Annotated in this window: 21 protein-coding genes; 18 read left to right on the top strand and 3 right to left on the bottom strand. The window is 68.4% G+C overall.

Features of this window, described 5'->3' with window-relative positions; genetic code table 11:
* Positions 1-5 precede the first annotated feature (5 nt).
* A complete protein-coding gene (locus SB771_RS14905; RefSeq protein WP_175659234.1) occupies positions 6-1,046 on the top strand; it encodes a zinc-dependent alcohol dehydrogenase family protein in 1,041 nt (346 codons plus the stop codon).
* 87 nt (positions 1,047-1,133) lie between these two features.
* Here the strand turns inward: SB771_RS14905 and SB771_RS14900 are convergent, their stop codons facing one another.
* Positions 1,134-1,319, bottom strand: a complete 186-nt coding sequence (locus SB771_RS14900) for a DUF2964 family protein (protein ID WP_006752850.1) — start codon at positions 1,317-1,319, stop codon at positions 1,134-1,136.
* A gap of 357 nt (positions 1,320-1,676) precedes the next feature.
* On the opposite strand from SB771_RS14900, the gene SB771_RS14895 reads away from it, so the two are divergent.
* From SB771_RS14895 to SB771_RS14865, 7 genes are all read left to right on the top strand, one after another.
* Positions 1,677-2,297 carry a TetR/AcrR family transcriptional regulator gene (locus SB771_RS14895; protein ID WP_105831053.1) on the top strand — a complete coding sequence of 207 codons (621 nt, stop codon included), beginning with the start codon at positions 1,677-1,679 and terminating at the stop codon, positions 2,295-2,297.
* Between the two features lie 201 nt (positions 2,298-2,498).
* The gene (locus SB771_RS14890; protein WP_175659233.1) at positions 2,499-3,557 is read left to right on the top strand and encodes an NADP-dependent oxidoreductase; all 1,059 of its coding nucleotides are present in this window, start codon (positions 2,499-2,501) and stop codon (positions 3,555-3,557) included.
* Positions 3,558-3,639: 82 nt separating this feature from the next.
* Positions 3,640-3,939: a putative quinol monooxygenase gene (locus tag SB771_RS14885; protein WP_105831054.1), complete on the top strand. Its 300-nt coding sequence runs from the start codon at positions 3,640-3,642 to the stop codon at positions 3,937-3,939.
* Between the two features lie 131 nt (positions 3,940-4,070).
* A complete protein-coding gene (locus SB771_RS14880; RefSeq protein ID WP_011658833.1) occupies positions 4,071-4,526 on the top strand; it encodes a (2Fe-2S)-binding protein in 456 nt (151 codons plus the stop codon).
* Position 4,527: 1 nt separating this feature from the next.
* Complete coding sequence (locus tag SB771_RS14875) at positions 4,528-6,750, top strand: xanthine dehydrogenase family protein molybdopterin-binding subunit (protein WP_175659232.1); 2,223 nt, start codon at positions 4,528-4,530, stop codon at positions 6,748-6,750.
* Positions 6,751-6,765: 15 nt separating this feature from the next.
* Positions 6,766-8,103 (top strand): c-type cytochrome, encoded by a 1,338-nt coding sequence (locus SB771_RS14870; protein WP_244096717.1) that lies wholly within the window; start codon positions 6,766-6,768, stop codon positions 8,101-8,103.
* Positions 8,104-8,264: 161 nt separating this feature from the next.
* Positions 8,265-9,710 carry an NAD-dependent succinate-semialdehyde dehydrogenase gene (locus SB771_RS14865; RefSeq protein ID WP_175659231.1) on the top strand — a complete coding sequence of 482 codons (1,446 nt, stop codon included), beginning with the start codon at positions 8,265-8,267 and terminating at the stop codon, positions 9,708-9,710.
* Positions 9,711-9,884: 174 nt separating this feature from the next.
* Here SB771_RS14865 and tagH read toward each other — a convergent pair whose 3' ends face one another.
* Together tagH and SB771_RS14855 are read right to left on the bottom strand one after the other, a co-directional pair.
* Positions 9,885-11,300 (bottom strand): type VI secretion system-associated FHA domain protein TagH, encoded by a 1,416-nt coding sequence (tagH, locus tag SB771_RS14860; RefSeq protein ID WP_175659230.1) that lies wholly within the window; start codon positions 11,298-11,300, stop codon positions 9,885-9,887.
* A gap of 47 nt (positions 11,301-11,347) precedes the next feature.
* Complete coding sequence (locus tag SB771_RS14855; protein WP_175659229.1) at positions 11,348-11,734, bottom strand: TssQ family T6SS-associated lipoprotein; 387 nt, start codon at positions 11,732-11,734, stop codon at positions 11,348-11,350.
* Positions 11,735-12,364: 630 nt separating this feature from the next.
* Here SB771_RS14855 and tssJ point away from each other — a divergent pair.
* The 10 genes from tssJ (at position 12,365) to SB771_RS14805 (ending at position 25,803) form a co-directional block, all read left to right on the top strand.
* Positions 12,365-12,880, top strand: coding sequence for a type VI secretion system lipoprotein TssJ (tssJ, locus tag SB771_RS14850; RefSeq protein WP_175659228.1), 516 nt, complete (start codon positions 12,365-12,367; stop codon positions 12,878-12,880).
* Positions 12,877-14,259, top strand: a complete 1,383-nt coding sequence (gene tssK, locus SB771_RS14845) for a type VI secretion system baseplate subunit TssK (protein WP_175659227.1) — start codon at positions 12,877-12,879, stop codon at positions 14,257-14,259. The genes tssJ and tssK overlap by 4 nt, the downstream gene beginning before the upstream one ends.
* A 15-nt stretch (positions 14,260-14,274) precedes the next feature.
* Positions 14,275-15,600 carry a DotU family type VI secretion system protein gene (locus SB771_RS14840; RefSeq protein ID WP_175659226.1) on the top strand — a complete coding sequence of 442 codons (1,326 nt, stop codon included), beginning with the start codon at positions 14,275-14,277 and terminating at the stop codon, positions 15,598-15,600.
* 1 nt (position 15,601) lies between these two features.
* A complete protein-coding gene (tssM, locus tag SB771_RS14835; RefSeq protein WP_175659225.1) occupies positions 15,602-19,231 on the top strand; it encodes a type VI secretion system membrane subunit TssM in 3,630 nt (1,209 codons plus the stop codon).
* Positions 19,228-19,905: a type VI secretion system-associated protein TagF gene (tagF, locus tag SB771_RS14830; RefSeq protein WP_410721188.1), complete on the top strand. Its 678-nt coding sequence runs from the start codon at positions 19,228-19,230 to the stop codon at positions 19,903-19,905. Before tssM ends, tagF begins: the two co-directional genes overlap by 4 nt.
* Positions 19,906-19,955: 50 nt before the next feature.
* Entirely contained in the window at positions 19,956-22,037 is a 2,082-nt protein-coding gene (locus SB771_RS14825; protein WP_410721805.1) for a serine/threonine protein kinase, read from the top strand.
* Positions 22,024-23,124, top strand: coding sequence for a type VI secretion system protein TssA (gene tssA, locus SB771_RS14820; RefSeq protein WP_175659222.1), 1,101 nt, complete (start codon positions 22,024-22,026; stop codon positions 23,122-23,124). The genes SB771_RS14825 and tssA overlap by 14 nt, the downstream gene beginning before the upstream one ends.
* A gap of 63 nt (positions 23,125-23,187) precedes the next feature.
* A complete protein-coding gene (gene tssB / locus SB771_RS14815) occupies positions 23,188-23,742 on the top strand; it encodes a type VI secretion system contractile sheath small subunit (protein WP_175659221.1) in 555 nt (184 codons plus the stop codon).
* On the top strand, positions 23,735-25,252 hold the full coding sequence (gene tssC, locus SB771_RS14810) for a type VI secretion system contractile sheath large subunit (protein WP_175659220.1): 1,518 nt from the start codon (positions 23,735-23,737) through the stop codon (positions 25,250-25,252). Before tssB ends, tssC begins: the two co-directional genes overlap by 8 nt.
* Positions 25,253-25,311: 59 nt before the next feature.
* Positions 25,312-25,803, top strand: a complete 492-nt coding sequence (locus SB771_RS14805) for an Hcp family type VI secretion system effector (protein ID WP_057927224.1) — start codon at positions 25,312-25,314, stop codon at positions 25,801-25,803.

Genomic DNA, 25,803 nt, shown 5'->3' with positions numbered 1-25,803 from the left:
CAGCGATGAAAGCACTCGTTTATCACGGCCCGGGGCGCAAGGCGCTCGAACAACGGCCCAAGCCTGAATTGCAGTCGCCGACCGACGCAATCGTGCGCGTGACGCGCACGACGATCTGCGGCACCGACCTGCACATCCTGAAGGGCGACGTGCCGACGTGCGAACCGGGCCGCATTCTCGGCCATGAAGGCGTCGGCATCGTCGAGCAGGTCGGCGTCGCGGTCGACTCGCTGAAGCCGGGCGATCACGTGCTGATTTCATGCATCTCGTCGTGCGGCCGGTGCGAGTATTGCCGCCGCGGGCTGTATTCGCATTGCACGACCGGCGGCTGGATTCTCGGCCATCGGATCGACGGCACGCAGGCCGAGTACGTGCGCATCCCGCATGCATCGACCAGCCTGTACCGGATTCCGCCAGGTGTGGACGAGGACGCACTCGTGATGCTGTCCGACATCCTGCCGACCGGATTCGAATGCGGCGTGCTGAACGGCAAGGTGCAGCCGGGTTGCTCGGTCGCGATCGTCGGCGCGGGGCCGATCGGGCTGGCGGCATTGCTGACCGCGCAGTTCTACTCGCCCGCGCGGATCATCATGATCGACCCGGACAGCAACCGCCTCGAGATCGCACGGCAGTTCGGCGCGACCGACTGCTTCGATGGCCGCGGCGGCGACCCGGTGGCGGACGTGATGAAGCTGACCGATGGCGTCGGCGTGGATTGCGCGATCGAAGCGGTCGGCATTCCGGCGACGTTCGAGATGTGCACGTCGCTCGTGGCGCCGGGCGGCGTGGTCGCGAACGTCGGCGTGCATGGCGTCAAGGCGGACCTGCACCTCGAGCAGCTGTGGGATCGGAACATCTCGATCACGACGCGGCTCGTCGATACGGTCAGCACGCCGATGCTGCTGAAGACGGTGCGCGCCGGGCGGCTGGATCCAAAGCGCCTGATCACGCACCGGTTCTCGCTCGACGACGTCGAGCGGGCGTACGACACGTTCCAGCGCGCCGCGCAAACCAACGCGTTGAAGGTGATCATCGAAGTGAGCTGATTGGCGGGCGGGGCGTGACAGGCACCGGGCGGGCGGGCGCTTTCGCGCCAAGCGCGGCTGGCATCGCCGCTTGACACGAGTACGTCGCTATCGCGCCCTCGACGCCGGATTCAGCTGCGCGACGAACGCGACGATGCCTGAAACCAGCGTGACGATCGCGTACGGGACGATCCGCTCGTCGACCAGCATCGCGTGGACGACACCCAGCAGCGACGCGAGTGCGATGAACACGCAGGCCGTCGCAAGCGCGCTTCGGTATTGCGGTCGGATCATGATGTTCTCCCGGGAAGGCGGCCGCCGGTGACACGGCTTGCCGCAAGCGAAGGTGCCGCTGCTTGCGCAGGACATGGCGTCATGATCGCGTGCTGCGATTCTGCACGGTTGATCTGTATCAACGGACAAATCCTGATCGCGCCCCCGATGCTCCGTGCGCCGGGCGCCCCGCCGGCGGAAGTCTGCGCGCGGCGGAGCCGACCGCCCGGAAGCCCATTCCGAAGCCCGAGTTGAAAAGGGCGCCCCGGTGCGGCGACAACGCACCCGCGCCGCCGTGCGATTCGGGTAAAGTGCCGCTGAACTTGCCGGCTCGACGTCACTAGACGACCGGTCTAATCGTTGCTAAGATACGCCATCATGAATGCATCTTCAGGCGCGGAAGTCCGCCATCACATCCTGAATACCGCGAAGCCGATCATGCTCCAGAAGGGGTTCTCGGCGGTCGGTCTGAACGAGATTCTCGCCGCGGCGGGCATCCCGAAGGGCTCGTTCTACCATTACTTCGGCTCGAAGGAAGCATTCGGCGAGGCGCTGCTCGAGTCGTATTTCGAAGGCTATCTCGCGTATCTCGACAACCTGTTCAAGCATCAGGCCGGCACGGGCGCGCAGCGCCTGATGACGTACTGGAACAACTGGCTGCAGATGCAGTGCGCGGACGATCCGGAAGGCAAGTGCCTCGCGGTGAAGCTCGGCGCGGAAGTGTCCGACTTGTCGGAGCCGATGCGCGCGGTGCTGCGGCGCGGCACCAGCCAGATCATCGAGCGGCTCGCGGGCGGCATCGAGGCCGGGCTGGCCGACGGTTCGCTGAGCGGCGTCGACGATCCCGCACATACGGCCGCGATCCTGTACGAGCTGTGGCTGGGCGCAACGCTGCTGGAGAAGATTCACCGCAACCGCCAGCCGCTCGAGCGCGCGATGCTCGAAACCCGGCGGATGCTGAACCTGCCGCCCGTCGAGCCAGACGGAGCGCAGTCATAACCCGGGCGCGCACAGGCGCGCCTTGTTTTTCCGTGCGCACTAGACGACCGGTCTACTCACGCCGGAGTCCGATGGCTTGATCCGCCAGACCGCGGCTGCCCGGCCGATTCGCCGGCACGCCCGCCGCCTCGCGCATCACGGTTGTCGAACGTTGATCCGATCGTGCCCCTGGCACATCCATTCCTGTTGACGGAGGTTCCCATGCCGCAAACCAAGACAGCAAACCGCAGAATCGTCCTGAACGCGCGCCCGGTCGGCGCACCCACCCCGAACGACTTCCGCACCGAGACCGCCGACGTGCCGGTGCCCGGCGCCGGACAGGTGCTGTTGCGCACGGTCTGGCTGTCGCTCGATCCGTACATGCGCGGCCGGATGAGCGACGCGCCGTCGTATGCGCCGCCGGTCGAACTCGGCGACGTGATGGCCGGCGGCACGGTCAGCCGCGTCGTCGCATCGAACCTGCCCGCGTATCGCGAAGGCGACCTGGTCGTCGCCGGCGGTGGCTGGCAGGACTACGCGTTGTCCGACGGCAGCGATCTCATTGCGCTCGGCCGCGACTTCGCGCATCCGTCGTATGCACTCGGCGTGCTCGGCATGCCGGGGTTCACCGCGTACACCGGATTGCTGAAGATCGGCGAGCCGAAGGCCGGCGAAACCGTGGTCGTCGCCGCCGCGAGCGGGGCGGTCGGATCGGTGGTCGGCCAGATCGCGAAGCTGAAGGGCTGCCGCGTGGTCGGCATCGCGGGCGGCGCCGACAAGGTCGCGTACGTGAAGGACACGCTCGGCTTCGACGCGTGCATCGATCATCGCGATCCGCAGTTTGCGGCCCAACTGAAGGAAGCGTGTCCGAACGGCATCGACGTCTATTTCGAGAACGTCGGCGGCGCCGTGTTCGACGCGGTGTGGCCGCTGCTCAACGATCACGCGCGCGTGCCGGTGTGCGGCATCATCGCGCATTACAACGACGCGGCGTACGACGACACCGCGGTGTCGAGCGGCCGTGACCGCGTGCCGGCGCTGATGGGCACCATCCTGCGCAAGCGCATCCGGATGCAGGGTTTCATCATTCTCGATCATTATGCGACGGGCTATGCGCCGTTCCTGAAGGAGATGAGCGAGTGGGTCGCGCAGGGCAAGGTGAAGACGCTGGAAGACGTGATCCCCGATCTCGCCGATGCGCCGAATGCGCTGATCGGCTTGCTCGCCGGCAAGAACTTCGGCAAGGTCGTCGTGCGCGTCGGCCCGGACGAACTGGCCTGAGGCGACGCGTCCGTCTGCACGCTGGCGTCACCGGATGCCGGCTTATGGCATGCTCGATTCCGTTTCCCAAGGAGTGAAAAACATGGCGCTGTATGTGATGGCATCGATATTTCCGAAACCCGAACACGCGCAGGCCGTCGAAGCCGAACTGCGCAGCATGGTCACGGCGACCCGTGCCGAACCCGGCAATCTCCGCTACGACCTGTTCCGCGAACAGGACGGCTCGCCGGCGCTGCACCTGTTCGAGATCTACGACGACCAGGCCGCGTTCGACGCGCACCTCGCGAGCCCGCACTTCACCGCGTTTCGTACCAAGTCGACCGAATGGTTCTCGGCGCCGCCCGTGATCAAGGTGCTGTCGGGCATCGACGCGGCCGAATAACCCGCGCGGAACCCCCGCCGCGGCTCGTCCCACCCGGGCCGCGCGGCAGCCGCCGTGCGCTGCGCGGCGGCGATGAACAATCCGGCGCGCCGGTCGCGCCGCTTCCCCAATACACCGGCCCCGGAGGCTGAATGGTCACCCTCAATATCAACGGCGAGAGCCGCACGGTCGACGCCCCCGACGACATGCCCCTGCTATGGGTGCTGCGCGACGTCGTCGGCCTGACCGGCACGAAATTCGGCTGCGGGATCGCGCAATGCGGTGCGTGCACCGTGCATCTCGACGGCGTCGCCGCGCGCTCGTGCGTGCTGCCGGTCGCGGCCGTCGCGGGCCGCAAGATCACGACGATCGAAGCCGTCGGCGCGACGCCGGCCGGCCAGAAGGTTCAGGACGCGTGGCGCGAGCTCGACGTCGTCCAGTGCGGCTACTGCCAGTCCGGACAGGTGATGGCGGCCACGGCGCTGATCGCGTCGAACCCGAGCCCGAGCGATGCCGACATCGACGCGGCGATGGCCGGCAACATCTGCCGCTGCGGCACCTACAACCGGATTCGCGCGGCCGTGAAGCACGCCGCGAAGGGGAGCTGACATGTCGCGAGGACTGATCGAAGCAGGTCGGGCCGGCGCGGGCGTGTCGCGCCGTTCGTTTCTCAAGGTGGGCATGTCGCTCGGCGCGGCGGCGGGCGGCGGCCTGCTGCTCGGCTTCAGCATGCCGGCGGCCGGCGATGACGCGCGGCGGCGTTCGGTGATCGGCGGCGATGCGGACGAAAACGCGCGTGCCGGCGTATTCGCGCCGAACGCGTTCGTGCAGATCGACCGCAGCGGCAAGGTCACGCTGGTGATGCCGAAAGTGGAAATGGGCCAGGGCGTCTACACGGCGCTGCCGATGCTGATCGCCGAGGAACTCGAGGTGCCGCTGTCGAACGTCACGCTCGATCATGCGCCGCCGAACGAGAAGCTGTTCCTCGATCCGCTGCTCGGCGGCCAGCTGACGGGCGGCTCGACGTCGGTGCGCTACGCGTGGGAACCGCTGCGCCGCGCGGGCGCGACCGCGCGCACGCTGCTGGTTGCCGCGGCGGCCAAGCAATGGAACGTCGATCCGGCCACCTGCCGCGCGGAAAACGGCGAAGTGCAGCACGCGCCGAGCGGCCGGCGCGCATCGTACGGCCAGCTCGCCGATGCCGCGTCGAAGCTGCCGGTGCCGAAGGACGTCGCGTTGAAGCAGCCGGCCGATTTCAAGCTGATCGGCAAGCCGGTGAAGCGGCTCGATTCGCCGGAGAAGGTCGACGGCACCGCGCAGTTCGGGCTCGACGTGCGCCTGCCCGGCATGCTGTACGCGGTGATCGTGAACAGCCCGGTGTTCGGCGGCACGGTTGCGAGCGTCGACGATACGGCCGCGAGGAAGATTCCCGGCGTGCGTCAGGTGGTGCGCGTCGACAACGCGGTCGCGGTGGTCGGCGATCACACGTGGGCCGCGAAGCGCGGCGCGTCGGCGCTCGTCGTCAAATGGAACGAAGGCGCGGACGCGAAGGTGTCGACGAAGGACATCGTCGCCGATCTCGCGCAGGCCGCCGCGAACGGCAAGGGTGCCGTCGCGCGCAAGGAAGGCGACGTCGGCCGCGCGTTCGCGAACGCGAAGACGCGCGTCGATGCCGTCTATGAGCAGCCGTTCCTCGCGCACGCCACGATGGAACCGGTGAACTGCACGGTGCAGGTGCGCGCCGACGGCTGCGAGATCTGGGTCGGCACGCAGGTGCCGACGCGGGCGCGCGATACGGTGCAGCAACTCACGGGGCTCGCACCCGAGAAGATCGTCGTGCACAACCATTTGCTCGGCGGCGGCTTCGGCCGGCGGCTCGAGACGGACATGATCGGACAGGCCGTGAAGGTTGCCAAGCAGGTCAACGCGCCCGTGAAGGTCGTGTGGACGCGCGAGGAAGACATCCAGCACGACATGTACCGGCCGTACTACTACGACCGGATCTCGGCCGGCCTCGACGCGAACGGCAAGCCGGTCGCGTGGCAGCACCGGATCGTCGGCTCGTCGATCATCGCGCGTTTCGCGCCGCCTGCGTTCAAGAACGGCGTCGATCCCGACGCGGTCGAGGTTGCCGCCGAATTGCCGTACGACCTGCCGAACCAGCTCGTCGACTATGTGCGGCAGGAGCCGCGCCACATCCCGACCGCGTTCTGGCGCGGCGTCGGCCCGACGCGCAGCACGTTCGTCGTCGAGAGCTTCATCGACGAGCTGGCGGCGCAAACCAAGACCGATCCCGTCCAGTATCGCCGCGCGCTGCTCGACAAGACGCCGCGTGCGCGCAACGTGCTCGACGTCGCGACGAAGGCGGCCGGATGGGGCACGTCGCTGCCGAAGGGGCAAGGGCGCGGCGTATCGGTGATGCACGCGTTCGGCAGCTTCTTCTCGATCGTCATCGACGTCGCGGTGGAGGAGGGCGAAGTGCAGGTCAAGCGCGTCGTGTGCGCGGTCGACTGCGGGATGGCTGTGAATCCGAGCACGATCGAGGCGCAGGTGCAGGGCGGCATCATCTTCGGGATCACGGGCGCGCTGTATGGCGAAATCACGATCGAGGACGGCCGCGTCGTGCAGAGCAACTTCACCGACTACCGGATGATGCGCATCAACGAGACGCCACCGATCGAGGTTCATCTCGTGAAGAGCGCCGAGGCGCCGGGCGGCATCGGCGAACCGGGCACCGCTGCGACTGCGGCGGCCTTGTCGAATGCGATCTTCGCGGCGACCGGCAAGCGGCTGCGCAAGCTGCCGGTCGGCAGCCAACTGAAGACGGCCTGAGGGGAGGGACGAACCATGCGAAACCTGAACCTGAACCTGAACCTGAACCGGAACCACTCGAATCGCGTCGCGCGTACGTTCGGCGCATCGTTGATCGCGCTGTCCGCGCTGACGGCCGGCACCGCGGCGCATGCCGCGCAAACGGCGCCGGCCGATAGCGCGCTGGTCGCACGCGGAGCGTATCTCGCGAAGGCGGGCGACTGCGTGGCGTGCCACACCGCGCCGCGCGGCGCGCCGTTCGCCGGCGGCCTGAAGATGGTCACGCCGATGGGCGCGATCTATACGACCAACATCACGCCCGACCCCGAAACCGGCATCGGCGGCTATACGGAAGCCGAGTTCGCGGGCGCGTTGCGCGCGGGTGTTGCGAAGGACGGCCATCACCTGTATCCGGCGATGCCTTATCCGTCGTACGCAAAGCTGCGCGACGACGACGTGAAGGCGCTGTACGCGTACTTCATGCACGGCGTCGAGCCGGTGAAGCAGGCGAACCGTGCGTCCGAGATTCCGTGGCCGCTCGGCATGCGCTGGCCGCTGGCCCTGTGGAACGCGGTGTTCCTCGACACGAAGCCGTACGCCGACAAGCCGGCCAAGGACGCGGCGTGGAACCGCGGTGCGTATCTCGTGCAGGGGCTCGGGCATTGCGGGTCGTGCCATACGCCGCGCGGCGTCGGCTTCCAGGAGAAGGCGCTGGACGAAGGCGGCGCGGCGTTCCTGTCGGGCGCGCCGATCGACAACTGGTTCGCGTCGAACCTGACCGGCGAGCACAATACGGGGCTCGGCCGCTGGAGCGACGCGGAGCTCGCGCAGTTCCTGAAGACCGGCGCGAACCGCCATGCGACCGCGTTCGGCTCGATGGTCAGCGTGATCAACCACAGCACGCAGGAACTGACCGACGACGATCTGACGGCGATGTCCCGTTACCTGAAGTCGCTGCCGGCGGCGGGCGGCACGGGCGCGCCGCCTTACCGTTATGATCCGAAGGCGACGCAGGTCTCGCTTGGCCGGCCGGCGAACGATCCGGGCGCAAAGGTGTATAACGCTTACTGCCTGCATTGTCATGGCGTGGACGGCCGCGGCTACGCGCCGCTGCTCGCGCCGCTCGCCGGCAATCCGAACGTGCTCGAGGCCGATGCATCGTCGCTGATCAACGTGACGCTGAACGGCAGCGAGTCGCTCGTGATCGGCGGCGTGCCGTCCGCGTATCCGATGCCGGCGTTCTCGAACCAGTTGAACGACCGCCAGATCGCCGACGTGCTGACGTTCATGCGCGCCGGCTGGAACAACGGCGCGCCGGCCGTGCAGCCGGCGGACGTCGCGAAACTCCGCAAGGCGACGGCGGCCACGCGCTGAGCGCGGCCGACCGTGGCGGATGACGACGGGCATGCGTGCCGCTTGCCCGTCGTCGAACATTGCCGGGTGCATCGCGCCCGGCAACGCAGCGCTTTCTGTCAACCGGCGCGCGGCCATTCGCGGCAGCGCGCGTTTTATCGACGCAAAGTAGGGGTGTGTGGATGGCTAACGTGACTTATACGGATACGCAACTGCTGATCGACGGCGAGTGGGTCGACGCCGCGAGCGGCAAGACGATCGACGTCGTGAACCCGGCGACGGGCAAGGCGATCGGCAAGGTGGCCCACGCGGGCATCGCCGATCTCGATCGCGCGCTCGCTGCGGCGCAGCGCGGTTTCGAGGCATGGCGCAAGGTGCCCGCGAACGAGCGCGCGGCGACGATGCGCAAGGCCGCGGCGCTGGTGCGCGAGCGCGCCGACACGATCGCTCAGCTGATGACGCAGGAGCAGGGCAAGCCGCTGACGGAAGCGCGTGTCGAAGTGCTGTCGGCAGCCGACATCATCGAATGGTTCGCGGACGAAGGCCGCCGCGTGTACGGCCGGATCGTGCCGCCGCGCAATCTCGGCGCGCAGCAAATGGTCGTGAAGGAGCCCGTCGGCCCCGTCGCGGCATTTACGCCGTGGAATTTCCCGGTCAACCAGGTCGTGCGCAAGCTGAGCGCTGCGCTCGCGACCGGCTGCTCGTTCCTCGTGAAGGCGCCGGAAGAAACCCCGGCGTCGCCGGCCGCGCTGCTGCGCGCGTTCGCCGACGCGGGCGTACCGGCCGGCGTGATCGGCCTCGTGTACGGCGATCCGGCGGAAATCTCGTCGTATCTGATCGCGCACCCGGTGATCCGCAAGGTGACGTTCACGGGTTCGACGCCCGTCGGCAAGCAGCTCGCCGCGCTCGCCGGCCAGCACATGAAGCGCGCGACGATGGAATTGGGCGGCCACGCGCCGGTGATCGTCGCCGAGGATGCGGACGTCGCGCTGGCGGTGAAGGCCGCCGGTGGCGCGAAGTTCCGCAACGCGGGCCAGGTGTGCATTTCGCCGACGCGTTTTCTCGTGCACAACAGCATCCGCGACGAATTCACGCGCGCGCTGGTGCAGCACGCCGAGGGGCTGAAAATCGGCAACGGCCTCGAGGAGGGCACGACGCTCGGCGCGCTGGCGAACCCGCGCCGGCTGACCGCGATGGCGTCGGTCGTCGAGAACGCGCGCAAGGTCGGCGCGAGCATCGAGACCGGCGGCGAACGGATCGGCTCGGAAGGCAACTTCTTCGCGCCGACCGTGATCGCGAACGTGCCGCTCGAAGCGGACGTGTTCAACAACGAGCCGTTCGGTCCGGTCGCGGCGATCCGCGGCTTCGACAAGCTCGAGGACGCGATCGCCGAAGCGAACCGTCTGCCGTTCGGGCTGGCCGGCTATGCGTTCACGCGCTCGTTCGCGAACGTGCACCTGCTGACGCAGCGCCTCGAAGTCGGGATGCTGTGGATCAACCAGCCCGCGACGCCGTGGCCGGAAATGCCGTTCGGCGGCGTGAAGGATTCGGGCTACGGGTCGGAAGGCGGACCGGAAGCGCTGGAGCCGTATCTCGTCACGAAGTCGGTGACGGTGATGGCGGTCTGACGATCGTTCGAGCGCGTGCGTGCCGCTGGTTGTGCGGCGCGCATGCTGTGTTGGCGAAGGCCGGGCGTTTTGCCCGGCCTTGTTGTTTCCGGTCCTTTCTGCTTCGTGCGCTGTCGGTTTTGCCCGGCAATGGCGGTCGGTCCCGTCGAGCACGGGACATACGGCGCCCGCCGCTCAATGCCGGCTGCTGCCGCGATAGCTTTCCACTTCCGCGTCGTACGCCGCCAGAAACGCCTTGCCGAACACCGACGAGAAATCGTCTTCGATCGCGAACACCGTGTCGCGATGGGTCGCCGCGTAGCGATCCCACATCCTCGCCTTGTACAGCGCCGGCACGCGCTTCTCGTACCAGCGCATCGCATCGTCGCGTTCGCGCAGCCGTTGCGGCGAAAAGCGCGTCAACAGGTCCATCAGCGCGGCACGCATGCCGGCGACCATGCCGATCTGGTGCGCATGCAGATCCTGGAACGCGTCGCTGACCGCGCTCTGCGGCGACATGAAGCCCGGCAGCGGCAGCCCGAACATCTGGCGCAGCACGGCGCCGCCGTCCGGCAGCAGCTTCAGCGGATTGTTCTCGCGATCGAGCAGCATCGTCATGTGCGCCTTCACCTCCCGCTTCAGGATGCTGCGCGACGACAGCAGCTCGACCGTGCCGTGCGCGAACAACGCCAGCAACTGTCCCGCGATGTAAAGCTGTTCGGCCGACCACTGATGCGATTCGGCGGCCGTATCGAGTCCTGCGCCCTCGAAGAACGCGTTCAGCAATTCATCGGGCGTCGGCACGTGGTTCGGCCGCGGCGCAGGCTCGTCCGCCGGCCGCGGCTCGGTGTGCGTTGCCGCCGGTTGCACGCGCACGTGCTGCGTCCACTCGGGCGCGTGGTCGGCCTGCGTCTCGAACGACGCGCCGCGATCCGCATGGCCGGGTTCGGCCGGTGATGCCGAACCCGGCCGACCGATATCGGGCGACGACTGCGCGAACAGGTCGAGCGGATCGATCGACAGCTGATTCAGGTCGCGCTGCGACGGCACCGATGGCGCGGCCGGCGCGGTGCGGCTTGCCGGCTGCGCAGCGTCCCTGCGCGCCGTGCCGGGCCGGTTGCCGGCGTCCGCCGCCTTGCCGCGCGGGGCGAGGCGATCCTGCAGCAGGCTCCATAAGCGGTTGCCGGCGCCTTTCGTCTCGCCGGTTGCACGAGCAGCAGGCTCCGGCGCACGTCGCGGGTCGGCACTCGCGTTGGCAGCGGAGGGCATGTCGACGACCGGCGCCTCATGTCCGTCGTCACGTTCGGCGCGCAGCACGTACGGCCCGATGCGGATGATGTCGCCGCTATTGAGCGGCCGCTCCTGTGCATAGCCGACCGGCTCGCGATTCACCTCGATGGTCGACACACTGCTCAGGTTCTTCAGCAGGCACGCGTCGTCACCCACCTGCAGCAGGGCCTGCAGCCGGGAAATCTGCCGGCTGTCGTCGCGCAGCACGAGATGATTGTCGGTGGCCCGGCCAATGGTGCCGCCGGGCGGGTGGAACACGACAGCGTCGTAGGAGTCGCTTTCGACCGGCTCGCCGGCATGTTCGATCACGATCAGTTGCATGTCATACGTCGCTCGGTGGTGAAGCGCTCGCGGGGAAACCGGTTCGGTCAGGACGACGACGCATGTCTGCGGCGCGCCGATTCGAACGCGGGCCCCCAGATCGGATGCCCCTTCTCGGCGGGGGACAAGTCGAAGCGCGGGTTGAGGTCGAGACTCTTCGAGAACTCGGCGCGGCACTGCGCGATGCGGTTCGTCACGCAATAGCTGAACGCGAGCAGCTTGTGCGCGGCGACCTGCGTGTCGGTGTCGGCGCCGTCGATCTCCTTCGCCCGGTTCAGGATCGCGATCGTGCGGCCGTAGTCGCCCGCACCATAGGCCGCACGCGCGCTGTCGACCGCGGCGCGCGCCGCAGACTGCGTGGGGGACGTGCTGCACGCGCCGATTCCCAGCAACAAGGCGCCGAGAAAAATCACGATCAATGAACGGCCTTTCATTTTGGAATGAAATACTTGCGTAATTGGAAGGTGTCGCACAAGCGCTGTTGGATTCTAGTGCCAATCATGCCGGCCGATGTCGCCGTTACGTTTTGTTTCAATTGGGAAATTGCGTTCGAGTTACCACTCAAATCCATTCCCGGTTTTTGACTTGTTAATCCATAAAATCGATTCTATAGTTCGCTGTGCTTTTTGGATTCGTCAGTTGTTTGCCCGCCACCCGTCAATGGCCGGAAAAACGGGCCGTCCGTTCGGGCAACGCAAACAGCCTGGCACAACCCACAGGGCGGGACCGCCCACCGCCGACGGCTGGCAGGCTTGGGTTCAGCGTCCATACAGCAAGTGTCCATGCAATAGAACCGGGCCGCCGCGGCGAACCGGTCGGATTAACACGTCTTCTCGAAATGACCGAAATCAATTCAATTCATCGTCATCTCCCCAATTTCGATCCAGGCTCGTAATGGGCGATTTGACCCGGCTTTTTACCCGAATAAATTGCCGCATGAAATTTCAATGGAAGGGCATGCACGCCACACAATTACCGGTCAATTAATTGTCCCTTTTTAATCCTGAGCTCCGATTTCGCTTATGTAAATCGGCGGGGGAATCATTGCGCTGCGAGGGTGAAATATGCGTCGGAGGTCCAGCGGGTTCATCGTATTGGGATGTGCATTGCTGTTGCCCGGCTGCGGAGCCACGGAGCGTGCCGCCGCGGTGCCGTATGCGATCGCGGTCGACGTGGCGCCCGACGTCAACCCGGACCTCAACCGCAAGCCGTCGCCGATCGTGTTGAAGGTGTTCCAACTGCGCGCGGCGTCGGCGTTCGATGGCGCCGACTTCTTCTCGCTCCAGGACAAGCCCGAGAACATTCTCGGCGCAGACCTGCTCGGCACCGACCGCGTGATCCTGCGGCCGGGCGAGTCGCGCACGCTGCACTACCGCGGCAATGTCGAGGCCGGTGCGATCGGCGTGATCGCCGAGTACCGCATGCTCGACAGGAACCGCTGGCGCCTGACGGTGCCGCTGCCGCGCGCCAGGCAGCTCAACGTATACAAGTTCTGGCAGACGTCGCCCGGCGAGCTGAAGCTGTCGATCACGGTCAGGAACGGCGGTCTCGCATTGAATGACACGCGGGGGCGCCCATGACGGAACCGACGATGTCCGCGACGCCGGTCGCCGCATTGCGCCAGCGGGTGGTGTGGACCGAAGGGATGTTCCTGCGGCCGCAGCATTTCCAGCAACTCGAACGGCACTGGGAACGCTATGTCGCGCTGCGCTGCCTGCCGCTGCAGGGGTTCTACTGGGGCTTCGATACCCTTGAGATCGATCGTGAGCAGCTGGCGCTCGGCAAGGTCGCGCTACGTGCGGCGGCGGGCGTGATGCGCGACGGTACGCCGTTCGACCTGTCGCATCCGGACGATCTGCCCGAACCGCTCGACGTACCGGCCGATGCGAAGGACCGGCTCGTCGTGCTCGCGCTGCCGCTGTGGCGCGGCGGCGGCGAGGAGGTGGCGTTCGGCGCGGACGCGGGCGGCAGCGGCAACGCGGACGTCGCCCGCTACGTCGTGCGCGAATACGAAGTGGCCGATGCGAACGCGGTTGCGCTCGGGCCCGCGCTGCTGCAAACGGGGCGCCTGAACGTCCGGCTGATGCTCGACACCGAGCTGACCGGCGACTGGCATGCGCTCGGCGTCGTGCGGATCGTCGAGCGGCGTACCGACGCGCGGCTGCTCGTCGACGACGGCTACATTCCGCCGCGTCTGGTCGCGCAACGCGACTCGGCTTTGCTCGCGTACACGCGCGAACTGCATGGACTGCTCACGCAGCGCAGCGACGCGCTGGCCGAGCGCCTGTCGGAACCGGGGCGCGGCGGCGTATCGGAGGTCGCGGATTTCCTGCTGCTGCAGCTCGTGAACCGCTATCTGGCGCTGACCTGGCACGCGCAGCAGGACGTCGCGACGCATCCGGAGGCGCTGTTCCGCGACTGGCTGAAGCTCGCGTGCGACCTCAGCACCTTCACGGCGGCCGGCCGGCGCCCGCAATCGCTCGCGGTCTACGTGCACGACGACCTGCGCACGAGCTTCGCCGAGCTGATGACGGAGCTGCGCCGGTCGTTGTCGACGGTGCTGGAGCAGAACGCGATCCAGATCGAGCTGCGCGACGCGGGTAACGGCATCCGGGTCGCGACGCTCGCCGATCCCGCGCTGCGCGACACGGCCGGTTTCGTGCTCGCGGTGCGCGCGGACATACCGGCCGACAGCCTGCGCGCGCGGTTTCCCGCGCAGGCGAAGCTCGGGCCCGTCGAGCGGATCCGCGACCTGGTCCAGTTGCAGCTGCCGGGCATCACGATGCGCCAGTTGCCGGTCGCGCCGCGGCAGATCCCGTATCACGCGGGACATACGTACTTCGAGATCGACAAGGGCGGCGACCTGTGGAAGCAGCTGGCGCGCTCCGGCGGTCTGGCATTTCATTTCGCCGGCGAATTCCCCGGGCTCTCGATGGAGTTCTGGGCGATACGCGGGTGAGGGCGGGACAGCGCGATGAATTCTTCCTCCGATTCGATCTCCGCCGGCGCAGGCGGATTCGTGCCGCCGAATCCGGGCGGCATGCATCCGGCCGCGGCGTCCGCTGCGGCCGGCCCGACGGCCACGCAACCGCGCCCCGGCCGCTGGGCCGCGAGCGGCACGAACCCGCTTGTCGCGGCCGCGAACCCGCTGCTCAATCTCGTGCCGCAGATCCGTTCGACCGTCCATCATCCGAATCCGGCGTGGCTGCGCGAGCATCTCGTCGTCGAGATCCGCCAGTTCGAGGCGCGCGCGCAGGAAGCCGGTGTGCCGTCGGAGGCGATCATCGGCGCGCGCTACTGCCTGTGCACGGCGCTCGACGAAGCGGCCGCGCTGACGCCGTGGGGCGGCAGCGTGTGGTCGTCGCACAGCTTGCTCGTGTCGTTCCACAACGAAACCTGGGGTGGCGAGAAGTTCTTCCATCTGCTCGAAAGGCTGTCGCAGCAACCGCGTCAGCACCTCGATCTGCTGGAGCTGCTGTATTTCTGTCTCGCGCTCGGTTTCGAGGGCCGCTATCGCGTGCTCGACAACGGCCATGCGGAGCTCGACGCGCTGCGCTGGCAGCTGGCCCACACGATCCGTTCGGTGCGCGGCGAATTCGATCCCGCGCTGTCGCCGCACTGGCGCGACGTCGTCACGCGCGACGTGTCGCGCCGCTTCGTCGTGCCGCTGTGGGTCTGCGTGGCGCTCGCGCTGCTGGTCGGCTTCGGCGTGTTCGTCGGGCTGCGCCTCGCGCTGGCCGGGCATTCGGACCGGCTGTTCGCGTCGATCGATGGGCTGCACGTGCCGAGGCTGCAGCCCGCGCAGGCGCCGCCGCGCCCCGCGCCGGGGCCGCGGGTCGCGAAGTTCCTGGCCCCCGAGATCGCGGCCGGCCTCGTGTCGGTGCGCGACGACGCCGATCGCAGCGTGATCGTGCTACGCGGCGACGGGTTGTTCAAGTCAGGTTCGACGTCGGTGATCGACCGTTACGCGCCGGTGCTGGCGCGGGTCGCGGATGCGCTGAACCAGGTTCCCGGCAACGTGCGCGTGACCGGCTATACCGACGACACGCCGGTGCACACGGCACGTTTCGCGTCGAACTGGGATCTGTCGCGCGAACGTGCCGAGGCCGTGCGCAGCATGATCGCCGGGCGCCTCGATCATCCGGAGCGGCTCGCGGCCGAAGGGCGCGGCACGCTCGATCCGGTCGCGCCGAACGATACGCCCGCGAACCGCGCGCTGAATCGGCGCGTCGAGATCACGCTGCTGCCGGCGCCCGGCAGCGCCGCCGTCGGCGCGGGCGCGACGCAGGGGGCCAACTGACATGAACCAGGCTGTCGCGCGTTTCGTCCGGCCGTTGCCGTCGCGGGAGATCTGGACCTTTGCCGGTCTCGTCGTGCTCGCGTGCTTCGTGTGGCTTGCCGGGCCGCTGTTCGCGTTCGCCGAGGTCCGACCGCTCGAGAGCGGCTGGGCGCGCGCGGCGGCAATCGCGGTGCTGTTCGTCGCGTGGGGCGCACGCGTGGCGTGGCGCAGCTGGCACGCAAGCCGCCTGAACGCGCAGTTGCTGAACCAGCTGCGCGAAGCCGCGCCGGGGCCGGCCACCGCCGACGATCCGGCCAAGGCCCAGCTCGACGAGCTGCGCAGCCGCTTCGACGAGGCCGCGACGCTGCTGAAGAAAGTTCGCTTCGGCCAGGCGGACACCGCGCGCAAGGGGCCGGCGCGCTGGTTCGACCGGATGTCCCGCCAGTATCTGTACCAACTGCCGTGGTACGTGTTCATCGGTGCACCGGGCTCGGGCAAGACGACCGCGCTGGTCAATTCCGGGCTCAGTTTTCCGCTTGCCGAGCAGTTCGGTCGCGCGGCGATTCGCGGCGTGGGCGGCACCCGGCACTGCGACTGGTGGTTCACGAACGACGCCGTGCTGATCGATACGGCCGGCCGCTATACGACGCACGAGGGCAACCGCGCACTCGACGAAGCCGAGTGGAAGGGCTTCGTCGAGCTGCTGAAGAAGTACCGCACGCGCCAGCCGCTGAACGGCGCGATGCTGACGATCAGCGTCGCCGACCTGGTCGGTGCGTCGGAGCCCGAGCGCACGCAGCACGCGATGGTGCTGCGCAAGCGGTTGCTCGAGCTGCGCGCCCAGCTCGGCATCCGGTTTCCCGTCTACCTGCTCGTGACGAAGGCCGACCTGCTGGCCGGTTTCGCCGAGTATTTCGGCACCTTCGGCCGCGCGGAATGCGCGCAGGTGTGGGGCTTCACGTTTCCGCTCGCGCAGAGCGAGGCGCCCGGCTTCGACCTGCGCGCCGCATTCGACCGCGAATACCGGCTGCTGCACCAGCGGCTGAACGACGGGCTGCCCGAGCTGCTCGCGACGCAGACGGATGCGCGTCAGCGCGAGATGGCGTACCTGCTGCCGCAGCAGGTCGCCGACTTGCAGGACATGCTCGGCCAGTTCGTTGCCGAGGTGTTTTCCGTGTCGAGCTTCGAGCCGATGCCGATGCTGCGCGGCGTGTACCTGACGAGCGGCACACAGGAGGGCACCGCGTTCGACCGCGTGATGAGCGGCATCAAGCGCTTCCTGAAGATCGAGGGCGTGCCGCCCGTTGCCCAGGTCGGCTCGACCGGGCGGAGCTTCTTTTTGAAGTCGCTGCTGCAGGAGCACATCTTCCGCGAAGCCGCGCTCGCCGGCAGCGACCTGCGCTGGCATCAGAAGCGGCGCGTGCTGCAGATCGCCGGCTACGCGCTGCTCGCGATCGTGAGCGTGGTCGTGCTGGCCGCGTGGCTGCGCAGCTACTCAAACAATCGTGCGTATCTCGATCGGATCGCGCAGCGCGTGCCCGCCGTCGATGTGCAGATCGCCGGGGCGAGGTTCTCGGATGCGGCCGACATCGCGCGGCTGCTGCCGGTGCTCGATGCGCTCGGCGGGCTCGCGAATGCCGGCGGCGTCGACCGGTCGCATCCGCCGCTCGCGTACCGTTGGGGGCTCTTTCAGGGCGAGAAAATCGACGAGGCCGTCGACGCCGTGTACCGTCGCGCACTCGACGACGTGCTGCTGCCGATCGCCGCGCGCCGGATGGAGGCCGCGCTGAGCGATGCACGGCCCGACGAAACCGACTACGCGTATGCGGCGCTGAAGGCCTATCTGATGCTGTACGACAGCGCGCACTATGATCCCGCGTTCGTGCAGGCCGTCGTCGACCTGGAAATGGAGCGCGCGTTGCCGTCCGATTTCTCGCCGGCCGAACGCTCGGCGCTGCGCGCGCATCTTGCCGCGTTGTTCGGCAACCGGGTGGCCGTGTCGCCGTATCCGATGAACGAGCGGCTCGTGGCCGACGTGCGCGACCGGCTGCGCCAGGTGCCGTTCTCGCAGCGGCTGTACCGCCAGCTCACGCGCACGCTGCGGCCGGCGACTTCCGCGTTCGATTTCAGCGTCGCGCGCGCGGTCGGGCCCGACGCATCGCTGGTGTTCCGCCGCCAGAGCGGCAAGCCGCTGTCGGAAGGCGTGCCGGGCCTGTATACGCGCAACGGCTATCGCAACGTGTTCTCGCCGCGCGTTGCCGGCGAGGTCGACGCGTACGGGCGCGAGGAGGTGTGGGTGCTGAACCTCGGGCTGTCCGAGATTCCCGGGCCGAACGATGCCGCCGCATGGGCGCGAGACATCCGCCAGCTGTACCTGAACGACTACCTGAAGATCTGGGACGACCATCTCGCCGACATCAAGCTGCAGCGCACCGCGACGCTCGCGCAGAGCATCCAGGTCGCGCGTGCGCTGTCGTCGGCGGATTCGCCGCTCACCCGCCTGATGATCGCGCTGGCGCGTGACACGGCGCTCGGCGATACGCCGGGCGGCGCGCGCAATCTCGCGTCGCGCGCACAGGACAAGGTCGACGAGGCGCGCAGCTCGCTGTCGCAGATCTTCGCGGGGCAGCGCGCAAGCGACGCGAATCCGTCCGCGGCGACGCCCGCGAGCCCAGAGCAGGTGGTCGACAGTCACTTCGCCGGGCTGCGCGCATTTGCGCCGGGCAGCGGCGATCAGGCGCAGGCATTCGATGCGGTACTGAAGTCGATCGACGCGCTTTATACGTACCTGACAGCCACCGACGATGCGCTGAGGAGCGGCGCGCAGCCGCCGCCGTCCGACGCGCCCGCGCGGCTGCGCGCGCAGGCCGGCCGGCTGCCGACGCCGTTCCGCGAGGTGCTCGACGACCTGTCGAACGTCGCGAACGGCAGCGTCGCGACCGTCGAGCAGCGCAGCGTCACGACGCGGGCCGGCGCGAACGTCGGCGACTTCTGCCGGCAGGCGATCGCGGGCCGCTATCCGTTCACGCGCGGATCGTCGCGCGACGTCGCGCCGGCGGACTTCGCGCAGATGTTCGCGCCGGGCGGCCTGATGGACGATTTCTTCCAGAAGAACCTGCAGTCGATCGTCGATACGACGTCGCACCCGTGGCGTTTCGCGAACCGCAACGCGGACGCCGATCCGGCGGCGGCCGCGATGCTTTCGTCGTTCGAGAAGGCCGCGGTGATCCGCGACGTCTATTTCGGCGGCGGCGCGCGCACCGCGCAACTGAAGGTGCAGGTCCAGCCGCTCGAAATGGATCCGTCGATCACGGAGATGGTGCTCGACGTCGACGGTCAGATCGTCCGCTATGCGCACGGCCCGCTCGTGCAGAGCGCGGTGGACTGGCCGGGCCCGCGCGGCAGCAGCCAGGTGCGGCTGCAGGTGTCGGGGCAGGCCGGCGCGACCGACGGCTTCACGACCGGCGGCCCGTGGGCACTGCACCGGCTGTTCGACCGCGCGGCCGTGTCGGCCGGACGCGGCTCGGACCAGATGGTCGCGCGCTTCACCGTCGATGGCAAACCGCTCGTGCTGCAAGTGAACGCGGGCAGCGTCCGCAACCCGTTCCGGCTGCCCCAGATGGAGTCCTTTACATGCCCTCCGAAGCAATGAGTCGCATCCCGCCGCTCACGCGCGCCGATGGCGACGCACCGGCCTGGTACGGAAAGATTCCCGGCGCCGGCGACTTCGTGAACAGCCGGCTGCCGCATGCGCTCGCGCTGTGGTGGGAACGCTGGCTTCAGCAGGGGTTGGCCGCGATGCGCCAGCGCGGCCCGGACGAGATCACGCGCCACTACACGGTCGCGCCGGTCTGGAATTTCCTGGTGCCGGCGGGCGCCGGCGCGTCGTGCGTGCAGGCAGGCTGTCTCGCGCCGAGCTGCGATCGCGTCGGGCGTTACTACCCGGTGATCGTCACGCTGCCGATGCCGGCGGCCGATTACTGGAACGGGCTGCCGGACGCGGCCGACGCGTTCTACTGGCAGATCGGCCATGCACTGCTCGACGCGATCCGGCATGCCCGCGCGCCGGTCGATCTCGAGCAGACGCTCGACCGCGTGAGGCTCGCGCCGGGCGGCGAGCTGCCTGCCGAAGGCGTCGACGGGATCCCGGCGACGCTGCCGGACCGGCCGGCGCTCGCGGCATGGCCCGGGCTGTCCGGCTATTTCGATCCGCACGGCGGGACGAGCTTCTGGTGGACCAACCGTGCCGACGGCTCGCCGCTGCGCACGCATGCGCATACGGGCGCCCCCGACAACGCGCTGTTCCTGACGCTGTTCGGCGGCTAGCGAGCGACGGCGGGCGGCAGGCAACACGGATGGGGTATCGCGAGGTAGACATGAAGGACCCTGCAACGAGAGACAACGAGCACGACACGGCAACCCGCGGCGACGCGCCGGAATTCACCGTGCGGCCGCTGCCGCTCGGTCATCGCCTGGGCGAGCTGCAGCTCGACGAGGTGCTGGGCATCGGCGGTTTCGGCATCGTCTATCGCGCGTTCGACCGCACGTTGCGGCGCGCGGTCGCGATCAAGGAATACATGCCGTCGATGCTCGCGACGCGTGGCGGCGACTACACGGTGTCGCTGCGCTCCGAGCGGTTCGCCCAGGCGTTCGACGCGGGACGCGGTGCGTTCCTCAACGAGGCGCGCCTGCTCGCGCAATTCGACCACCCGGGGCTCGTCAAGGTGCTGCACTTCTGGGAGAGCCACGGCACCGCGTACATGGTGATGCCGTTCTACGAAGGGCGCACGCTCAAGCAGCTGCTCGACGGCGGCATGCGCATGAGCGAGACGCAATTGCGCAACATTGTCGGCGCGCTGCTCGGCGCACTCGACACGCTGCATCGCGCGCAGTGCTTCCATCGCGACGTCGCGCTCGACAACGTGCTGATCCGCCCGAACGGCAGCGCGATCCTGCTCGACTTCGGCGCGGCGCGCAAACGGATCGGCGATCTCGTCGACGACGGCGCGATGATGATCAAGCCCGGCTACGCGCCGATCGAGCAGTACACCGACGATCCCGCGTTCAGCCAGGGGCCGTGGACCGATCTCTATGCGCTCGGCGCAGTGATGCACGCGATGATCACCGGCGAATTGCCGCCCGCGGCCGTCGTGCGCAGCATCAAGGACACGTACCGGCCGCTCGCATCGCGCGAGCTGCCGGCCGGCGAGGTGTACAGCCCGGCATTCCTCGCGGCGGTCGATCATGCGCTGCAGCTGCGGATTCCGGACCGGCCGGAGTCGGTCGCGGCGTTCGCGGCCGAACTCGGGTTGTGGGATGGCGACCGTGCGTATGGCGCGGCCGTTGCGCCACCGGTGGTCTCGCCATCCGGATTGCACGCATCGTCGCCGTCCGGGGAAACGGAGCGCCCCGAAGGGCGTGAAGGCGATGGCCAGCGCGCGGCGGACATCCGGCAGGCCGACCCCGCGGCGGCGGCGACTGAAGCGCGGGACGACGCCCGCACACGATCGGCAAGCGCCGCGGCGGACATCGGGCAGCACGGTGCGACGGCTACCGGGAACCTGAACGGAACGGCAGAGCCGATTGCTGGTGCTGCTGGTGCTGCTGGTGCTGCTGGTGCCGCGACATCCGCATCCTCGTCACACGCGCCACCACCGCGCGCCCCGCGTCGCCTGGCGTTCATCCCGGCGGGCAACCAGCGCATGCCGGCCTACGTGGGTGGCGCGCTGGTCGCGCTGATCGCAGTCGGCATTGCCGCGACGTATCTGTCGCGCCCGGCGCGGATCGCCGGTGAAGCCGAAGCCGGTGCGAGCGCGCCGCTGGCCAACACGGCTTCCTCGGCCAGCGCGCCGGATGCGATGGTCACGCAGCGCGGTCCCACGCCGATCGTCGTGCCGCCGTCGAGCCTGCCGGCCGGCTCGTCAGCACAGGTGCCGCCGCCTGCGCTGGCCGCCGCGCCGGCCAGCGCACCCGCCGTCGCGGCCACCGTTCCCGCGCCGCCGGTAGTGACGGCCGCCACGGACGTCGCCGGCGCCACGCCGCCGCGCTCCGGTTCGGGTTCGACGATCGCGCCGACCGCCAGCCTCGACGCATCGGAGCGCGTCGTCAACGTGCCGCCATCGGAGGCCGCCGCATCGCCGTCCGCCCACGCGTCCGTTCCGGCGCGGCCGTCGCCGTCGGAAGCCGACATGGCCGTCGCCGCGGTCAGCGCGCCGGCCACCGTCGAGCAGCGCCAGCCGAAGCAGGAAACCGTCCAGGTGCGCTTCAACGTCCGCCCGTGGGGCGACGTGTACGTGAACGGCGCACGGCGCGGCGCGAGCCCGCCGCTGCGCTCGGTGTCGCTGACACCGGGCGTCTATCAGATCGAGATCCGCAACGGCTCGCTGCCGCCGTTGCACCGCACCGTGGCGATCGACTTCGGCAGCAAACCGGTCAACATTGACTATGCATTCGAATGACGTCAGCCAGGCGGCGCTCGCCGCCGCGTTGTCCTCGCCGTCGCCCGGCCTGCCGGCGGAGACGCCGCGCGCCGACCTGATCGTCCGGCTGCTCGCGGAAGTCGCGCCCGATGCGCCGTGCGGCCCGAACCTCGAATACGACGCCGATTTCCTGCAGCTTCAGGAGCGCGCGACGCCGCGCGCCGAGCAGCAGTACGGCGACACCGTGATTCCGGCCGAGCCGCCCGACTGGCGCGCGGTCGAACGCCTTGCACTGGCGCTGGGCGAGCGGACGAAGGACCTGCGCGTCGCCGCCTATCTCGCGCGCAGTTGGACCGAGCAGCACGGCATTCCCGGCTACGCGGACGGGCTCGCGGTCGTGGAGGGCCTGATCCAGCGCTGGTGGGACGATCTGCATCCGCGTCTCGACGCCGACGGCGAACCGGACCCGACACCGCGGATGAACGCGCTCGCCGATGTCGTCGGCGCGCACGAGTGTGCACGCGCGGCACGGCGTCAGCCGCTGTTTGACGACGGTCCGAGCGTGCGCGACGCCGAACGCGTGCTCGACGGTCGCGACGAAGCGGGCGGCCCGGCTGCAGGCAGCCGCGACGGCCTGATCGCCGCGCTGTCGACCGCAGGCGACGACGGCCGCGTGCCGATCGATGCGGTGCATGCCGCGCTGCGCGCACTGGACACGATCCGCGCGCGCGTGACGGACCGGCTCGGCAGCGAATGGTCGCCCGACGCGAGCGATACGGAGAAGGCGTTGCAACGCATCGCGCGCGCCATGCCGACGCCGGCACCGGCGGTACGGCAGTCCGCACCCGACGGTTCGATTCCGGCCACGCCGGCCGCATCCGCGCCGGCCGTTTTATCGAACGGACCGGCCTGGCGCGATGCCGAGGTGACGAGCCGCGACGACGTGCGGCTCGGCCTCGACAAGATGTGCCGCTATTTCGAATTGCATGAGCCGAGCCACCCGGCGCCGCTGCTGCTGCGGCGCGCGCAGCGGCTGCTCGCGCTCGACTTCTACGAAATCATCCGGGATCTCGCTCCCGAGAGTCTGCCGAAGCTGGACCTGCTGAGCGGCGAGCGGAGCGAATGAAGCAGGCCGCCGTCCACGCGGCGGCAACGTACACGCAACCTGATCGATGTGAAGGAGTGGGCGATGACGGACAGAACCAAGGCGGCAGGCAGCGGACAGAAGTTCATCGCGCGCAATCGGGCGCCGCGCGTGCAGATCGAGTACGACGTCGAGACCTATGGCGCCGAGCGCAAGGTGCAGTTGCCGTTCGTGATGGGCGTCATCGCGGACCTGGCCGGCAAGCGCGCCGAACCGCTGCCGGACCTGCCGGAGCGCAAGTTCCTCGAGATCGACGTCGACAACTTCGACGAGCGGATGAAGTCGGTCGCACCGCGCGTCGCGTTCCAGGTGCCGAACACGCTGACCGGCGAAGGGATGCTCAGCGTCGACATGACGTTCGAGCAGATCGACGATTTCTCGCCGGCGGCGATCGCGCGCAACGTCGACGCGCTGCGCCGGCTGCTGGATGCGCGCACCGAGCTGTCGAACCTGCTGTCGTACATGGACGGCAAGCACGGCGCCGAACAGCTGATCGAGCGTGCGATCAACGATCCCGACCTGCTGAAGACGCTCGTGCGCGACCCGGGTGCCGACGCGCCGCGCGGCGCAGCGACCCAACCGGAGGCCCGCGATGAATGACCCTGTCCAGTCCCGCGCCGATACCCGCGACGCACGCAACGCCGCGCAACCGTCCGCCGCGCCCGGCGAGTTCGCCGCGCTGCTGCAGAAGGAGTTCAAGCCGAAGACCGCCGAGGCGCGCGAGTCGGTCGAGCGCGCGGTGCGCACGCTCGCGCAGCAGGCGCTCGAACATACGGTCGGCATGACGACCGACGCCTACGGCAGCGTGAAGCAGATCATCGCGGAGATCGACCGGAAGCTGTCCGAGCAGATCAACCAGATCCTGCATCACGACGAATTCCAGGCGCTCGAAGGCGCGTGGCGCGGCCTGCATTACCTCGTCACGCACACCGAGACCGACGAGTTGCTGAAGATCAAGGCCTTGCCGGCGTCGCGCAACGAGGTCGGGAGGATGCTCAAGCGCTACAAAGGCGTCGCGTGGGACCAGAGCCCGTTGTTCCGCAAGATCTACGAGGAGGAATACGGGCAGTTCGGCGGCGAGCCGTTCGGCTGCCTCGTCGGCGACTTCTACTTCAATCACAGCCCGCCGGATGTCGAGATGCTCGGCGAGCTGTCGAAGATCGCGGCGGCCGCGCACGCGCCGTTCATCGCGGGCGCGTCGCCGGAGCTGATGCAGATGGATTCGTGGCAGGAGCTGTCGAACCCGCGCGACCTGACGAAGATCTTCCAGAACACCGAATACGCGGCGTGGCGCAGCCTGCGGCAATCGGAGGATTCCCGCTACGTCGGCCTCGCGATGCCACGTTTTCTCGCGCGGCTGCCGTATGGCGCGCGCACCAATCCGGTCGACGAATTCGACTTCGAGGAAGACACCGACGCCGCGAATCACGACCGCTACACGTGGGCGAATTCGGCTTACGCGATGGCCGCCAACATCAACCGCTCGTTCAAGCAGTTCGGCTGGTGCTCGTCGATCCGCGGCGTCGAGTCGGGCGGGGCGGTGGAAGGGCTGCCAAGCCACACGTTCCCGACCGACGACGGCGGCGTCGACCAGAAATGCCCGACCGAGATCGCGATCAGCGACCGCCGCGAGGCCGAGCTCGCGAAGAACGGCTTCATGCCGTTCGTGCACCGGAAGAACTCGGATTTCGCGGCGTTCATCGGCGCGCAGTCGCTGTACCAGCCGGCCGAGTATCACGACCCCGACGCGACCGCGAACGCGCGGCTGTCCGGCCGCCTGCCTTACCTGTTCGCGTGCTGCCGGTTCGCGCACTACCTGAAGTGCATCGTGCGCGACAAGATCGGCTCGTTCCGCGAACGCGACGACATGGAGCGCTGGCTCAACGACTGGATCATGAACTACGTCGACGGCGACCCCGTGAATTCATCCCAGGAAACCAAGGCGCGCAAGCCGCTGGCGGCCGCGCAGGTGGTCGTCGACGAGGTCGAGGACAACCCCGGCTACTACACGTCGAAGTTTTTCCTGAGGCCGCACTACCAGCTCGAAGGGCTCACCGTGTCGCTGCGGCTCATTTCGCGACTGCCGTCCGCGAAGGCGGCGAACGAATGAGCGGCAAGCGGCATTCAACCCGGCATTCAACCTGATTTCGCACCGAAACGGAGACGGCAATGGGCGTGGCAATGTTTATGAAGGTGGACGGCGTGACCGGCGAATCGGCGGACGCGCAGCACAAGGGCTGGACCGACATCGAATCGTTCACGTGGGGCGCGAGCCAGCCGGGTGCGATGGCGAGCGGCAGCGGCGGCAACGCGGGCAAGGCGAGCTTCAACGATCTCGTCGTGGCCGCATACATGGACAAGGGCGCGCCCGCGATCATCAAGAACTGCGCGAGCGGCAAGCACTTGCCGAAAGTCGAAATCTCCGCGTGCAAGACCGGCGGCTCGCAGATCGAGTTCATGCGCGTGACGCTGCAGGAAGTGCTCGTCACGTCCGCGCAGGTCGCGGGCATCGACCCCGGCGACGCGGCTGACCGGCTGATGATGCACTACGGCTTCCAGGCCGCGAAGGTAAAGAAGCAGTACTGGCAGCAGAACGACAACGGCGGCAAGGGCGCCGAGGTGTCGGTCGGCTGGAACATCAAGGAAAACACCGAGATGTGA

It is taken from the genome of Burkholderia sp. SIMBA_051 (assembly GCF_046534915.1).
Lineage (GTDB): Bacteria > Pseudomonadota > Gammaproteobacteria > Burkholderiales > Burkholderiaceae > Burkholderia > Burkholderia ambifaria.
The sequence above is the reverse complement of the archived record's forward strand: the minus strand, read 5'-3'. Positions and strand labels throughout refer to the sequence as shown.